Source organism: Pseudomonas veronii, from assembly GCF_002028325.1.
Classification (GTDB): domain Bacteria; phylum Pseudomonadota; class Gammaproteobacteria; order Pseudomonadales; family Pseudomonadaceae; genus Aquipseudomonas; species Aquipseudomonas veronii.
Window position 1 is genome coordinate 3,339,214 of sequence record NZ_CP018420.1, and the last position, 14,054, is coordinate 3,353,267.

A 14,054-nucleotide genomic window follows, 5' to 3' on the forward strand; every position below is an offset into this window, starting at 1 on the left:
TGGTTTCAGGGCGACGCTCAACCTGCGGCGACCGGCACGGGTTTCATCGGCAGCAGCGCGGGGAAGTCCTCTGGGGTCAGGCTTTCCTTTTCCATCAACAGGTGCGCGCCGGCCTCCAGGTCGGCGCGATGCGCCTGGAGTAGGCTCTTGGCGCGGGCGTAGGCCTCGTCGAGCAGGCCGCGTATACACAGGTCGACTTCCCTGGCGGTCTGTTCCGAATAATCTTTCTGCCCCGTACTCTGCATCTGTTCACCCAGGTAGGTCATGTTTTGTCGCTCCAGCACCGACTGCCCCAGTTCGGCGCTCATGCCGAAGCGGGTCACCAACTGCCGCGCGATATCGGTCGCACGGGCCAGGTCATCGGCGGCCCCGGTGGACGTCTGAGCATATATCAGAAATTCGGCGGCGCGGCCGGCCATCAGCACGACGATGCGGTCTTTGAGCATCTGGTAACTGATCAGGAAGTGGTCCTCCGTCGGGCGCTGCAGCGTGTAGCCCAACGAGCCAATGGCGCGCGGCACGATGGACACCTTGTGTACCGGGTCCATGGCCGGCAGGTGGCTCGCCGCCAGTGCATGGCCCATCTCGTGGTACGCCACCACCTGGCGTTCTTCGGGGCGCAGCACGCTGCTCTTGCGTTCGATGCCCGCGATCAGGCGTTCCACGGCCGCGGTGAAGTCGTCCAGGCCGACCGTGTCGGCGCCACGGCGGGTGGCGACAATCGCCGCTTCGTTGACCAGGTTCGCCAGGTCGGCGCCGGTGAAACCGGTGGTGATGTCGGCAATGCGCTCGCTGTCGAGGGCCTTGTCCACGGTGATTTTCTGCAGGTGGACCTTGAGAATCGCCTGCCGCCCCTTGCGGTCAGGGCGATCGATCAACACCTGGCGGTCGATCCGGCCGGCACGCAGCAGCGCCGGGTCGAGAATCTCCGGGCGATTGGTTGCGGCGAGCAGCACCACGCCCTCGCGGGGATCGAAGCCGTCCAGTTCGGCCAGGAGCTGGTTGAGGGTCTGTTCCTTTTCGTCATTGCCGCCCATTACACCGACGCCACGCATCTTGCCCAGGGCATCCAGTTCATCGATGAAGATGATGCACGGCGCCGCTTGGCGCGCCTGTTCGAACAGATCGTGGACCCGCGCGGCGCCGACGCCGACGAACATCTCGACGAATTCCGAGCCCGAGATCGAGAAAAACGGCACCCCGGCTTCGCCAGCGATGGCTTTGGCCACCAGGGTCTTGCCGGTGCCCGGCGGACCGACCAGCAGCGTGCCTTTGGGAATATGCGCGCCCAGCCGTGCGTACTTGGCCTTGTCCTTGAGGAACGAGACGATCTCCACCAGTTCGGCCTTGGCTTCGTCGATGCCGGCGACATCCGCGAAGGTGATCCCGGTGTCGCGCTGGACAAACACCTTGGCCCGGGACTTGCCGATGTTCATCAGCCCGCCCAGGCCCTGTTTTTCCGCGACGCCGCGAAACAAAAAGTGCCAAACCACCATGATCAGCATAAAAGGCAGCAGCCAACCCAGCAGGCCGCTTAAAAAGGTATTGTCAGTGACCCCGGTGAAGCTCGCGCCCGACTGCGCCAGGCTGGTGGCCAACGTCGGGTCGACCCGCACCGTCGTGAACAGGTTATGGCCGTCGATCGGCACTTGCAGCTTGCCGCTGATCTGGTCTTTTTCGACCTGCAGGTCGCTGACTTTCTGCTCGTTCAGCAACTGCAGAAACTGACTGTACGGGATGCTTTGCACCACGCGGTGTTCCGTCCATAGAAACTGCACAACGGTGAACACGACAAACGCGGTCAAAAAGTAAGACAGGTTCCACTGATGGTTCTTTTTCATGACCTTGACTCAAAAAAGGGCACGCAAGGCAGACACAAACGTTGGATGCCCCAGTCGGCGCACTGGAGCATGCATCACCTCAGGCGAGCAGCAGGTGATCTTCCACCCGCGTGACGCCCGGCACCGACCAGGCCGCCCGTTCTACGAGCTTGCGCTCGCGCCACAGGTGAACCTTGCCGTCGAGCCGGACCACATCACCGTCGACCCTGACGTGAATGTCCTTGGCGTCCACTTCAGCATTGCGTTTGAGCGCATCTTCGATGCGTTTGCGGATATCGACGATGTCTACCCGCGGGCTCAGGGTCAGCCGATTATCCACTCCAAGCACGCCGGACAGCTTGCGCACCGCCTTCTCTACGGTTTCCTTCTGGTACTGCCAGTCGACTTGGCCTTCGAGGGTGATCCAACCGTTCTGAACGATGACCTTAACCGCATTCGCCGGTACGTCGGCGCTCCAGTTGATGATGCTCAGGGCGCGGGAGGCGATGGTGTCGTCCGCGGTTCCGGCGCCTTTGTGCAGGCGCACCTGGATCTCCTCGGCGACTGCGCGCACGCCTTTGATGCCTTTTACCGCGCGCTCGGCGCAGACCTTCTGTTCATAGCTACTGACATGTCCGGTGAGCGTGACAACGCCGTTTTCCACGGCAACACCGATGCTGGCTGCATCGATCTGCGGTTGGAATTCAAGCTCTTCCATAATGGCTTTGCGCAAACTCAAGTCGCTCATGATGGTGTCCTCAATCGAATTCGTGGCTGATGACGGGCCGAGAGTGGCCAGTCACTGGTTTCTACGCTCGAACCACGGAAAATCATTGAGCTATATCAACAAGGCCTGAGTGATTCACTCATTGTTTGAAAGCCAGCCATTAGTTGACAAAGATCAGAGCGCGGGCCCTATGGCGCCAGATACTTGACCGACGGTTTTCAGTCACAACAACAGGGCACCACGCTACTCGCTAGGACGTCGGGTTGCAGTCAGGTGATTACATGCGCCCAGGCCGAGGTATCTAATGCTGCCACTCAAACGTATTTTATTGATTGCACCCTCGGAGATGACACGCACCCCGGCCTTTGACCGGGCTCAGGCACTGGCCATTGCAACCGGCGCGTTGTTGCACATTGTGGCGTTTGATTATGTCGCATCGCTGGAGGTGGCCGGCCTGTTTGACCATGACGCGATGGCCCGGGCCAGGGAAGGCTACCTGCAGGTCCATCGCCACTGGTTGGAGCAGCAAGTGCGCTTTCAACGGCGTGCGGGGCTGGCGGTCAGCTGTGAAGTGGTGTGGGCCAAACCCAACCTGGCGCACGTGCTGGCGTATGTGAACGACTTTCACGCCGACCTGGTGATCAAGGACGTCCAGCATGTCTCGGCCCTTGACCGGACCTTCCATCAACCCCTGGATTGGCTGTTGTTGCGCGATTGTCCGGCCTGCCTGCACCTGGTCACCGACGCCAGGCACCCCAAACCGTTGAAAGTACTCGCGGCCATTGACCTGTCGCACCTCGAAGAACTCACATACGGGCTGAACGAGCGCGTGCTCGAACTGGCTTCGACATTGGCGCATGTGTGTGATGCCCATCTGCACCTGCTCAATGTCAGCAACTGGTCGGTGGTGGGCGATACCCCCACGAGCGTGCCGACCCAAAGCCTGGATAGCAGTTTGGGCGAGGCGGTCAATGACGCGCAGGTGGAAGCCTTCGATGTGCTCGCCGAACGCTATGGGGTCGAGCAGGGACGCCAACATGTGCTGACCGGCATTCCGCACAAAGTGATCAGCTTGTTCGCCCGGCGCAATGCATTCGACGTGGTGGTGCTTGGCACGGTCTATCGCGACAAGCTTGACCGGCTGATCGGCAGCACCGCCGAGAGTGTGCTGAACCGCACCTCCTGCAGTTTGATGATCGTCAAGCCATCACCCTGGGTTGACTGAAACCACCGATTCCATGAGACCTCAAGGACATAGCCATGCGTATGACATTTCTCGGGGCGGCCGGTACGGTCACCGGCAGCAAGTACTTGCTGGAGCATCGCGACCTGCACGTACTGATCGATTGCGGCCTGTTCCAGGGCTATAAGCAATTGCGCCTGCACAACTGGGACACGTTCCAGCTGCCGGTTCAAGACCTGCACGCCATCGTGTTGACCCACGCCCACCTGGACCACAGCGGCTACCTGCCGGTACTGGTGCGCAACGGCTATCGCGGGCCGGTGTATGCCACGCCGGCCACCTGCGAGCTGGCGAAAATCCTCCTGCGCGACAGTGGCCGCCTGCAGGAAGAAGAGGCCGAATTCGCCAACCGGCATGGTTTCTCCAAGCATGACCCGGCGCTGCCGCTCTATACCGAACAGGACGCCGAGCGCGCGTTGAAGCTGCTGCGGCCGATCGAGCTGCACCACCGGGTCGCGATCGCGCCGGGCTTGACCATCCTGCTGCGTGACGCCGGGCATATTCTTGGCGCGGCGACGGTCGAAGTCGTCGCCGATGGCGTCACGCTGGTGTGTTCCGGCGACCTGGGGCGGCCAAACGATCCCCTGATGTTCGCCCCGGAAACCATCGAGCAGACCGATTACCTGCTGGTGGAATCCACCTACGGCGATCGTCGACACCCCGCTGAGCCTCCCGAACAGCAACTGGCGGACGTGATCAACCGCACGGCGCTGCGGCGCGGCATCACCCTGGTGCCGTCGTTTGCGGTGGGGCGCGCGCAACTGCTGATGTATCACCTGTATCGACTCAAACAACAGCACGCGATCCCGGACCTGCCGATCTACCTCAACAGCCCGATGGCCACCGAGGTCACCCGCCTGTACCAGCGTTTTCGCTCTGAGCATCGGCTGTCGCTGGAGGACTGCCAGGGCATGTGCGATGGCACGCACTTTGTGTGTTCCGTGCAACAGTCGATTGACCTGGACCAGCAGCGCACCCCCGCGATCATCATTGCCGCCAGTGGCATGGCCACCGGTGGGCGGGTGCTGCACCACCTCAAGGCGCTGGCGCCCAACCCGCTCAACACCCTGTTGGTGCCAGGCTTTCAGGCCGGCGGCACACGTGGCGCGCAGATTGTCGCGGGTGTGCCGTCGGTGCGTATCCACGGTCAGGACGTGCCGATCAACGCCGAGGTGGTGCCGATGCAAACCCTGTCCGCACACGCCGATGCCGATGAAATCATGCAGTGGCTGCGCGGCTTCAAGCGTGCGCCGAAACACACCTACGTCGTACACGGCGAGCCGAACGCCTCGGACGTGCTGCGGCGGCGCATCAGCCAGGAACTGGGCTGGTCGGTGTCGGTGCCGGAGTATCGGGACAGTGTCGAACTGCCGGCGGTCGCGCAGCCTTTGCCGGTCTAGCGCCAAAAAAACGCGCCTGAATCACCGCTCCCGCGCCAAGGATGGGTACTTTCCGACCTGCTGAAAAACATCGCAACCGGATACGCTTTGGCTGATTGAGACTTTTGAAAAACTCTGGAGCTTTTTTATGAATACCGATGAAAAGCTTAGGCAACAGGTGATCGAAGAACTGAATTGGGACCTGGCACTTAAAGCCGATCAGATTTTGGTTCAAGTGTCCGATGGCATCGTCACGCTTTCCGGCAATGTCGCCAGTCACGCCGAGCGCTGGCACGCGGAACAGGCGGTCGCACATGTCGCCGGTGTCGTGGATCTGCTCAACCAGATCGATGTCGTGCTGCCTTCCAGTCATGTGCGGACTGACAGCGATCTCGTCGCGGCCGCCGTTTCCGCATTGCAATGGAATACCTCGCTGGCGGACCACCGCGTCAAAGTCAGCGTGACCGATGGCTGGCTGGTGCTCAGCGGAGAAGTGGATTCTGAGCATCAGCGCCAGACGGCCGGCTACGCAGTGCGCTATCTGCAAGGGATCAAGGGGATCAGTAACGATATCGTCGTCAAGGCCCACGCCTCTGCGCAAACCATCAAGACCGATATCGAATCAGCGTTTCGCCGCAAGGCGATCATCGACGCCCACGCTATCGACGTGCGTGTGGAGGGCGGGGAAGTCACGCTCTCGGGGGTTGTCGGATCGCTCCCGGAGCGGGATATGGCGCGGTTGACGGCATCGGGCACTGCGGGTGTGCAGAAGGTTGTCGACAATCTGATGGTATCGCCCAGCGGCCTTGAATCGCCGGGTTCGACATAACCTTCCGCGATCATCCGCCGATGAGCCCGTTGCGTTTGTCATTGGCAGCCGCCGAGAGTGTTTTTTCGCCGGCCGCCAGGGCGATGCGGGCGAGTTCGGGAATCGACCTGGCTTCGGTCCTGCTCATGATCGACGCTCGGTGCTTTTCCACTGTCCGTTGACTGATCCCCAGGTTGGCAGCGATGTTTTTGCTCGGATGACCGTCCAGCACCATCGCCAGAATCTGGCGCTGCCGTGCGGTGAGGTGGTTGATATGGTCAATCGCAGCCTTGCGAAGGACCTGGGAACTCTCGGTTGCGACTTGGCTGGCCAACGCTTTCTTCACGCTGGTTAACAGCTGCTGATAACGAAACGGCTTTTCAATGAAGTCGCATACCCCAGCCTTCATCGCATCGACGACATCGGCAACGCGACTGTTGCAACTGATCATCAGAACGGGCAACTCGTCGCCCTGTGCTTTAAGACGGGCCACCGTCTCAAGCCCGCTGATGCCCGAGCGGCGCGCATCAATGATCAGGCAGCCCGGTTGGTCAGCGGTATAACTGTCGAGAAACTGCTCGGCAGCGCCGTAGTCGCGCACCAGGTAACCTTCCGACTCCAATAGCGTGCGCAAGTCGCTGCGCAGCGCGGCGTCGTCGTCCACCACGTAAATGACGGGTTGGCGCGACGGAGGCATGGCGTGAACAGCGTGTACTTCGGCGTGTGTACTCAATGCACTGGCGAGGGTGACGCGCAGCAGGTTCAGGCTCACCGGTTTGCGAAGGAGCATGCAGTCGGCGGTCAGGGCGGACTGGGAAACCTGCTTTTTCGTCTCGGCGGTCAATATGACCGCGGGTGTGGTTCGGCTGAATTGATCGCGAATCTTTTGCACCAGTTGGACACCGTCCGAGGACCGCTCGAGCACGTGCTCGGTCAAGATCAGGTCCGGTTGAATGCCCGATCGCGCGATCCATTCCAACGCGGCGACGCTATCGCGCACCGCTGCCGTTCGATAGCCCAGCGCCCCCAAACCGCAACTGAGCATATCGCCTAGCAGGGCGTCCGGTTCCACGATCAACAGCAGGCACGTGCGAGCCATGCCCAGCGCTCGAGCGTTCTGTTGCCTGCGCGCGCCGGGCTGAACGACTGACGGCGATAACGGCGCGCTGATGGAAATCAGCGTCGCGCGTTCGTCAGCGGTTTTGACCTGTAGCTGTAAACCCAGCATCGCGCTGAGTTCCGCTATCGAGCGAAGGGCAGGCTTGCCACAGGCACCCGGCAGCGAAGCCTCATAGACAGGCATCGACACGATACGCAAGGCGTCGTCGCGGCTTTTGCAGCCCGCGAACCACAGCTCGATGCTCAGCCACTCCGCGTGGCGCCTGCAGCCCAGTGTCAGGCGTAGCGTACTGGTACTGTCCATGATGTTGGCAAGCAGACCGCTCAAGAGTTGCCTGAGGCAATCGGGAAGGCTCCTGACCCACGACGAACACGGCACGATCCGCAGGTTGCGGCGCTGGGCGGCGGCCAACGGCAAAAAGTCTTGAGCCAATGCCTTGAAGAGGGTCTGTATGGGGAAATCCACCGCTGCGTGGCGATCATAGTCTGTCGCGGGGGCGGGTTGGTCGAGCCCGAATCGACTCAACAATTTCTCCAGCGTGGCATCCAATTGTTCAAGCACCCTGCGCGCCGGTGTCGCGGGGTCGAATTCACAGGCCTCAAGCTGCCCGACGATGAGTGAAACCAATTGCGCGGTCTGGCGAAGTTTCTGATCGATGCCGCCCAGCCGTTCAGCGGGGAGGGGACAGTAGGCCGATGCCGGGCCTGATGCCTGACGTGGCAACACCTCTTCCGACATGGATTGCTTGACTTGCATGATTACCCCTCCTGGCAAGACGCAAAGTCGTATTGCCTGATGCGCAATCCTATGCAGTTTGTAAGGCGGCTTAATTGATCTATGTAAGTATTTACCGAGCCCCGACGGTTCTAAACCGCTCGGTTGATCGCGAGCGAGCAGGCCGTTCACGCTGAGCGCCTTGTTCAGGCCGCCTTTCGGTTCACATCACCGCGCTTTGCGCCAACGAAGTGCGCCGAAGGCACCGTTAGAGTGCCCGCTCTTCAGGCTCTGGCCTGGGCTCAAGAGGGGAGACGTAAGTAGTTTCCGACGCTAGCCAGCTGAATGCATTCAGGCCAACGTAATGCCGGTTCGTGGGGACGGCGGCTGAAGGTAGCCGGTTGACGTTGGTTAACTCAATCTCATGGGAAGGCAACCGTTATGGCTTATACAACGATCAATCCATACAACGGCGAGTTGCTCGCACAATTCGATACGCTGACGGCTGAGCAACTGGAGCACAAACTGGCGGCTGCGGCGCAGTGCTATGCGACGTGGAAACACACAACGTATGCCCAGCGCGCCTCGATCATCGCGAAGGCCGGTGAATTGATGCATCAGCGCTTCGATGCCCTGGCCCGTAAGATCACGCTGGAAATGGGCAAGCGCATCGACGAGGCCCGAGGCGAAGTCAAATTCAGCGCCGATATCATGGCGTACTACGCCAAGAACGCGGAACGCTTCCTGGCCCCGCAAGCGCTGGAGCCGAGCCAAGGCGAGGCGCACATGGAGAGCAGTCCCATCGGCGTTATCTTTGGGGTCGAACCGTGGAACTTTCCGTTCTATCAGTTGGCTCGCGTGGCCGGTCCGCATTTGATGGCAGGCAACGTGCTGGTGATCAAGCATGCCGGTTGCGTGCCTCAATGCGCGATGGCCTTCGAGCAAATCCTGCTCGAAGCCGGCGCGCCTGCCGGGCTGTATACCAACCTGTCGATCTCCCATGAGCAGTCCAGACAGGTGGTCGATGACCCGCGTGTTCGCGGGGTTGCACTGACCGGCAGTGTCGCCGCGGGCCGCAGCCTGGCGGCCTGGGCCGGGCAGAACCTGAAACCGTCCTCCATGGAGCTGGGCGGCAGCGACGCATTCATTGTGCTGGAAGACGCCGACCTGGAGCTGGCCGTCAAATGGGCGATCTGGGGGCGGATGTACAACTGCGGGCAGACCTGTTGCGCGGCAAAACGCTTCATTGTCGTGGATAAGGTCGCCGATGCGTTCCTGAAGGGCTTTCAGGCCGGGCTCGCGGCGCTGAAACCCGGCGATCCCATGGACGAAGCGACGACCCTGGGCCCGCTGTCTTCGGAAGCGGCATTGGTGCAGTTGCTCGGGCAGGTTCGCACGGCGACCGATCACGGAGCGAAGGTTCTGCTCGGGGGCACACGTATCGATCGCCCCGGCGCCTTTATGACGCCGACCATTCTCACTGACATCGCCCCTGAAAACCCGGCGTTCCGGGATGAGTTCTTCGGCCCGGTGGCGCTGTTTTTCCGCGTCAAGGACGAAGACGCCGCGATCGCCCTGGCCAACGACTCCGACTTCGGCCTGGGCGGCTCGGTGTTCACACGTGACCTGGACAGGGGGCGTCGTGTGGCAAGTCGCGTCGAGACCGGGATGATGTTCATCAACAACATCAGTTGGAGCGATGCCGAGTTGCCCTTTGGCGGCATCAAGGACTCCGGCTATGGCCGCGAGTTGGGCGACATGGGTATCCAGCAGTTCGTGAATAAAAAACTGGTGCGTTACGTGTTGGCTCAGGCGCCGGTCTGAAGCCTTGTCCTGTTTACATTCCGGGTGCCCGGCCATGCGCGGGTGCCTTCAACGGAGCGCGCGATGTACGTCAATGTGGCTGTGCTGAAAGAAACCCACCCGCACGAACGACGTGTGGCCCTCGTGCCTGGCCTCTGCGCGAAGTTATGCGCGCTGGGGGCAAGGCTTCATATGCAGACGGGGGCGGGTGAAGCGAGTTTTTTGCCGGACGCTGCTTATTCGGATGTGCTGTTCGTGTCCAGCGGCGGACAGTGGCTGCATGAGGCCGATGTGCTTCTCGCGGTGCAGGCGCCTTCGCTGGAAGTCGTAGGCAAGATGAAGCCCGGGTCGGTACTCCTGTGTTTTGTGTATGCGCAGAAGAATCCGGCCTTGGTGCAACGTTTACTGGAGCGCCAAATCACGTGTTTTGCCATGGAGCGCCTGCCGCGCATCACGCGGGCCCAGTCGATGGATGCACTGTCCAGTCAATCGGCGTTGTCTGGGTACTATGCGGTCCAACTGGGCTCGGTGCAGATGTCTCGCATCCTGCCAAAAGTCACCACCGCGGCGGGTATCGTGGGGCCGGCGCGGGTATTGGTCCTGGGGTTGGGCGTGGCGGGGCTGGAGGCGATCGCGACTGCCCATCGTCTGGGCGCGGTGGTGGAGGGCTACGACGTGCGCCCGGAAACCGCGGAACAGGCGCGGTCCCTGGGGGCCGAGTTTGTCGATGTCGGGGTCGATGCGCGAGGCAAGGGCGGCTATGCACGGGAGCTGAGTGAGGCAGAGAAAACCCAAGTCGCTCAAGTGCTGACGGAGCATATCCAACAGGCGGACCTGGTCATTACCACGGCGGCAGTGCCGGGGCGGCCGTCCCCGCGCCTGATCAGTGCCGCACAGCTTGCCGGGATGAAACCTGGCGCGGTGATCGTCGATCTTGGCGCCGAAGGCGGCGGCAACTGCGAAGGCTGCGTGCCTGGACAGACCGTCACGATCGGTCGGGTAACCCTGATGGCGCCGTTGAATCTGCCCTCATCCTTGAGCCAAGACGCCAGCCTGCTGTATGCGAAAAACCAGTTCAACCTGTTGGCGCTGATGTTGAAGAACAACGTCATCAGCATCGACTGGGACGATCAGATTCTGGCGCAAACGGTACTCACCCATGCCGGCAAACTCATGCATTCGCTGAACCCGGCGGATGCCGCAACCCAGGAGAAGACCTCATGAACAGTGTTGGCTTCGTCGGGCTTTATATCTTCATGCTCGCCGCGTTCGCCGGCTGGGTCATCATCGGGCGGGTCCCGGCGATTCTGCACACGCCGTTGATGTCGGGCTCGAATTTTATCCATGGCATCGTGGTGATCGGCGGGCTTATCGGCCTGCTCGATGCGGCGAGCGTGGCCGAACAGGCGGCTGGTTTTGTCGCGGTGTTGCTGGGCGCGGGGAATGCCGCGGGCGGGTACGCCGTCACGGGCCGGATGCTGGCGATGTTCCAGACCAGCGCGCCGGAACCCAAGCGGCGCAAAGCTCATCACTCTGCCACCCGGAAGCCTGAAAAGGTTTGAGGTTTGACCATGTTGATTATGACGTCGCAGTGGCTGATAGGGCTGGTGTATTTCTTCGCCGCTTTTCTACTGATTTTCGGGTTGTGGCGCATGTCTTCGCCGGTCACGGCGGCCGGTGGCATTCATGTCGCCGGTTGGGGCATGGCGGCCGCCGTTATCGTGAGTTTTCTCTACGTATTTTCGGTGAGTGAGGCGGCCCGGCCACATTTGCCTGTCAACGTCAGCCTGGCGCTCGTCGCGCTGCTGCTGGGCGGTGGCGCAGCGTGGTGGAGCGGGCGCAAGGCGGCCATGACCGCCATGCCGCAGATGGTCGCGATATACAACGGCATGGGCGGGGGCGCCGCCGCCGCGATCGCCGCCATGGAGTTGTTCGGGGGCCGAGTGTTCGACCTTTCGGCATTGGCCGGCACCTTGTTTGGCGCGTTGATCGGTGCGATTTCGTTATCCGGCTCCTTGATTGCCTGGGCCAAGTTGGATGGCCGCATCAACAAGCCGCTGCACATGAAAGGCCTGCAACTGATCAACGCCTTGCTGATGCTGGTGACGCTGTGCGTAGGCGCTTGGCTGATGGTGGTCATGCACGCCGAACACGGTTCGTTGAACGGCGTGCTGTGGTTGATCGGTGTGTTCTTCGGCTGCGCGCTGTTGTTTGGTGTGCTGATGACATTGCCCATCGGCGGTGCCGACATGCCGGTGGTCATCTCCATCTACAATGCCTTCACCGGCCTGGCGGTCGGCCTGGAAGGGTTTGTGTTGCAGGTTCCGGCCATGATGATCGCCGGCATGCTGGTCGGCGCCGCGGGTGTGCTGCTCACATTGCTGATGGCCAAGGCCATGAATCGCACGGTCGCGCATGTGCTGTTTGCCCGATTTGGCGGCCAACCCGTGCGCAAAGGCGCGGCGATCGTGGGTGAGCTCAAGCCGACGGCGGCGAGTGATGCCGGCGTCGCCATGCGGTACGCCAATAAAGTCATCATCGTGCCCGGTTATGGCCTGGCCGTGGCGCAGGGCCAACAAAAGCTCTATGAGTTCGTGAAGTTGTTACAGGCCCACGGCGTGCTTGTGCGATTCGCGGTCCACCCGGTGGCGGGGCGTATGCCGGGACAAATGGACGTGCTACTGGCAGAGGCCGGTGTGCCTTACGACCTGATCTTCCAGTTGGACGACATCAACACCGATTTCGCCGACACCGATGTGGTGTTGGTGATCGGAGCAAACGACGTGGTCAACCCCGCCGCGCGCAGCGACAAAGCCTCGCCCATCTACGGCATGCCGATCCTGGATGTGGACAAGGCTCATCATGTGTACGTGGTCAAGCGCGGGGAGGGCAAGGGCTATGCTGGTATTCAGAACCAGCTGTTTTATGCGGAAAACTGCAACATGGTGTACGGCGATGCACAGGCCGTCCTGGTCAAGATGATCGAGGCGGTCAGAGGCTTGGGGTAACCAAGCGGGGCGACGTCACCGCGCAGGCGGTGAGTGACTTCAGTAGCGATCGAGAGTGTGAAAAGCATGAACACGTTGAGCCCCGACCTCGATAACGGCGCGCGCCAGGCGGCCTTGCTGACGGTGCGCCAGATGGCGGAAGCCGACCGGCTTTCGGTGGTTGCCGGCGTGTCGTCTTTCGAGTTGATGAGCAATGCCGGCGCGGCGGTGGCACGCGAAATCCAGCGGCGCTGGACACCCCGGCCGCTGCTGGTGCTCTGCGGGCCGGGCAACAACGGCGGCGATGGTTTTGTCTGCGCGTACCGGCTTGCGCAAGCGGGCTGGCCAGTGCGGGTGGCGATGTGGGGCAGTCGCGCCGCGCTGAAAGGCGAAGCCGGGCAACATGCACAGCGCTGGCCGGGCGAGGTGCAAGCCCTGAGCCCCGCGGTGCTTGAAGGGGCCGAGCTGATTGTCGACGCGGTATTCGGCGCCGGTCTCGCCCGTGCGCTGGAGGGGCAGGTGTTGGACACCCTGGCTGCGGCTGGCCGTGGCACGGTGCCGATTGTCGCGGTCGATACGCCCAGCGGAGTGATGGGCGATACTGGTGAGTCGTTGGGCGCCGTGGCGGCGGTGCTGACGGTGACGTTTTTTCGCAAAAAGCCGGGGCATCTGCTGTTACCGGGGCGCGACCTGTGTGGCGAAGTGATTGTGGCCGAGATTGGCACGCCCGAAGCGGTGCTCGACGCCATCGTCCCCCAGGCATTTGAGAATCACCCTGGGTTGTGGCTGCCCGATTTACCGCGAGCCGGTCTCGATACCGTCGCGGGGCACCCACCGGTCGTTGCGGCGGATGCCACGCAGGTGCTGACCCTTCACGAGAGCGAATTTCGGCGGATGTTCGACTTCGTCGGCGACAAACTGACCCGCACTCGAGCCGCTGCCCAGCACGGCTCGGCTGTGGTTGTGCATCGCGGCAGTGACACGGTGATTGCCTGCCCCGATGGCCGCGCCGTGATCCATTGCAGTGTGCCCTCGGCCGCCACCGGCGAGCTGTTGGGCGGCATTATTCGGTGGCTGCGGACCCAGGGCATGCCGGCCTTTCCGGCTGCGGCAGCGGGCGTGTGGTTGCATGATGTGGCCGCTGCCGAATTCGGCCCAGGGTTACTGGCCAAAGACGTGCCGAATCTTTTACCTGGGTTATTGCGTCGACTGTACGGCTGATTGTCCGTGGACATGTCGGCGAGTGGTGTATTGCACGTCAAATGTCCGATTTGAAACGTGGATGGGCGTGCGTTTGATATTTATCAAGTACGCTTTGCCGGAAAAGCGCAGTTTAACCCGCAGAGGCTTCAGGTCATCGTCGTGTATCCAACAGAGCAGGCCGGGCTTTTTTCGGTTTTAACCTGATAGGCGCTCATGCCCAATCCATCGACCTGACGAACAATCAAAAAGA

At 61.6% G+C, this 14,054-nt stretch carries 11 protein-coding genes; 8 read left to right on the top strand and 3 right to left on the bottom strand.

Going from position 1 to position 14,054, the window contains the following annotated elements:
* Window positions 1-17 precede the first annotated feature (17 nt).
* Both ftsH and PverR02_RS15265 read right to left on the bottom strand, forming a co-directional pair.
* Entirely contained in the window at window positions 18-1,841 is a 1,824-nt protein-coding gene (gene ftsH, locus PverR02_RS15260) for an ATP-dependent zinc metalloprotease FtsH (protein ID WP_079443762.1), read from the bottom strand.
* Window positions 1,842-1,920: 79 nt separating this feature from the next.
* Window positions 1,921-2,568: a BON domain-containing protein gene (locus tag PverR02_RS15265; protein ID WP_017845759.1), complete on the bottom strand. Its 648-nt coding sequence runs from the start codon at window positions 2,566-2,568 to the stop codon at window positions 1,921-1,923.
* 283 nt (window positions 2,569-2,851) lie between these two features.
* On the opposite strand from PverR02_RS15265, the gene PverR02_RS15270 reads away from it, so the two are divergent.
* From PverR02_RS15270 to PverR02_RS15280, 3 genes are all read left to right on the top strand, one after another.
* The gene (locus tag PverR02_RS15270) at window positions 2,852-3,772 is read left to right on the top strand and encodes a universal stress protein (protein ID WP_079443763.1); all 921 of its coding nucleotides are present in this window, start codon (window positions 2,852-2,854) and stop codon (window positions 3,770-3,772) included.
* 35 nt (window positions 3,773-3,807) lie between these two features.
* Window positions 3,808-5,190, top strand: coding sequence for an MBL fold metallo-hydrolase RNA specificity domain-containing protein (locus tag PverR02_RS15275; RefSeq protein WP_046383383.1), 1,383 nt, complete (start codon window positions 3,808-3,810; stop codon window positions 5,188-5,190).
* 127 nt (window positions 5,191-5,317) lie between these two features.
* Window positions 5,318-5,998, top strand: a complete 681-nt coding sequence (locus tag PverR02_RS15280) for a BON domain-containing protein (protein WP_017845762.1) — start codon at window positions 5,318-5,320, stop codon at window positions 5,996-5,998.
* A gap of 10 nt (window positions 5,999-6,008) precedes the next feature.
* On the opposite strand, the gene PverR02_RS15285 is transcribed toward PverR02_RS15280, so the two are convergent.
* The gene (locus tag PverR02_RS15285; RefSeq protein WP_079443764.1) at window positions 6,009-7,853 is read right to left on the bottom strand and encodes a response regulator; all 1,845 of its coding nucleotides are present in this window, start codon (window positions 7,851-7,853) and stop codon (window positions 6,009-6,011) included.
* A gap of 399 nt (window positions 7,854-8,252) precedes the next feature.
* Here PverR02_RS15285 and PverR02_RS15290 point away from each other — a divergent pair, with 399 nt between their 5' ends.
* The 5 genes from PverR02_RS15290 (at window position 8,253) to PverR02_RS15310 (ending at window position 13,822) form a co-directional block, all read left to right on the top strand.
* Window positions 8,253-9,635 (top strand): NAD-dependent succinate-semialdehyde dehydrogenase, encoded by a 1,383-nt coding sequence (locus tag PverR02_RS15290; protein ID WP_017845764.1) that lies wholly within the window; start codon window positions 8,253-8,255, stop codon window positions 9,633-9,635.
* Window positions 9,636-9,698: 63 nt separating this feature from the next.
* A complete protein-coding gene (locus PverR02_RS15295; protein WP_046383386.1) occupies window positions 9,699-10,838 on the top strand; it encodes an NAD(P) transhydrogenase subunit alpha in 1,140 nt (379 codons plus the stop codon).
* On the top strand, window positions 10,835-11,176 hold the full coding sequence (locus tag PverR02_RS15300; protein ID WP_017845766.1) for an NAD(P) transhydrogenase subunit alpha: 342 nt from the start codon (window positions 10,835-10,837) through the stop codon (window positions 11,174-11,176). Before PverR02_RS15295 ends, PverR02_RS15300 begins: the two co-directional genes overlap by 4 nt.
* A gap of 9 nt (window positions 11,177-11,185) precedes the next feature.
* Entirely contained in the window at window positions 11,186-12,622 is a 1,437-nt protein-coding gene (locus PverR02_RS15305) for an NAD(P)(+) transhydrogenase (Re/Si-specific) subunit beta (RefSeq protein ID WP_017845767.1), read from the top strand.
* Between the two features lie 66 nt (window positions 12,623-12,688).
* Complete coding sequence (locus tag PverR02_RS15310) at window positions 12,689-13,822, top strand: NAD(P)H-hydrate epimerase (RefSeq protein WP_079443765.1); 1,134 nt, start codon at window positions 12,689-12,691, stop codon at window positions 13,820-13,822.
* The last annotated feature ends 232 nt before the right edge of the window (window positions 13,823-14,054 follow it).

What these genes read in the sequence shown, in the direction of transcription:
- PverR02_RS15270 (WP_079443763.1), top strand. Translation starts at nt 2,852, where the DNA reads ATGCTGCCACTCAAACGTATTTTATTGATTGCACCCTCGGAGATGACA.
- PverR02_RS15310 (WP_079443765.1), top strand. Translation starts at nt 12,689, where the DNA reads ATGAACACGTTGAGCCCCGACCTCGATAACGGCGCGCGCCAGGCGGCC.
- PverR02_RS15305 (WP_017845767.1), top strand. Translation starts at nt 11,186, where the DNA reads ATGTTGATTATGACGTCGCAGTGGCTGATAGGGCTGGTGTATTTCTTC.
- PverR02_RS15280 (WP_017845762.1), top strand. Translation starts at nt 5,318, where the DNA reads ATGAATACCGATGAAAAGCTTAGGCAACAGGTGATCGAAGAACTGAAT.
- PverR02_RS15295 (WP_046383386.1), top strand. Translation starts at nt 9,699, where the DNA reads ATGTACGTCAATGTGGCTGTGCTGAAAGAAACCCACCCGCACGAACGA.
- PverR02_RS15275 (WP_046383383.1), top strand. Translation starts at nt 3,808, where the DNA reads ATGCGTATGACATTTCTCGGGGCGGCCGGTACGGTCACCGGCAGCAAG.
- PverR02_RS15300 (WP_017845766.1), top strand. Translation starts at nt 10,835, where the DNA reads ATGAACAGTGTTGGCTTCGTCGGGCTTTATATCTTCATGCTCGCCGCG.
- PverR02_RS15285 (WP_079443764.1), bottom strand. Translation starts at nt 7,853, where the DNA reads ATGCAAGTCAAGCAATCCATGTCGGAAGAGGTGTTGCCACGTCAGGCA.
- ftsH (WP_079443762.1), bottom strand. Translation starts at nt 1,841, where the DNA reads ATGAAAAAGAACCATCAGTGGAACCTGTCTTACTTTTTGACCGCGTTT.
- PverR02_RS15290 (WP_017845764.1), top strand. Translation starts at nt 8,253, where the DNA reads ATGGCTTATACAACGATCAATCCATACAACGGCGAGTTGCTCGCACAA.
- PverR02_RS15265 (WP_017845759.1), bottom strand. Translation starts at nt 2,568, where the DNA reads ATGAGCGACTTGAGTTTGCGCAAAGCCATTATGGAAGAGCTTGAATTC.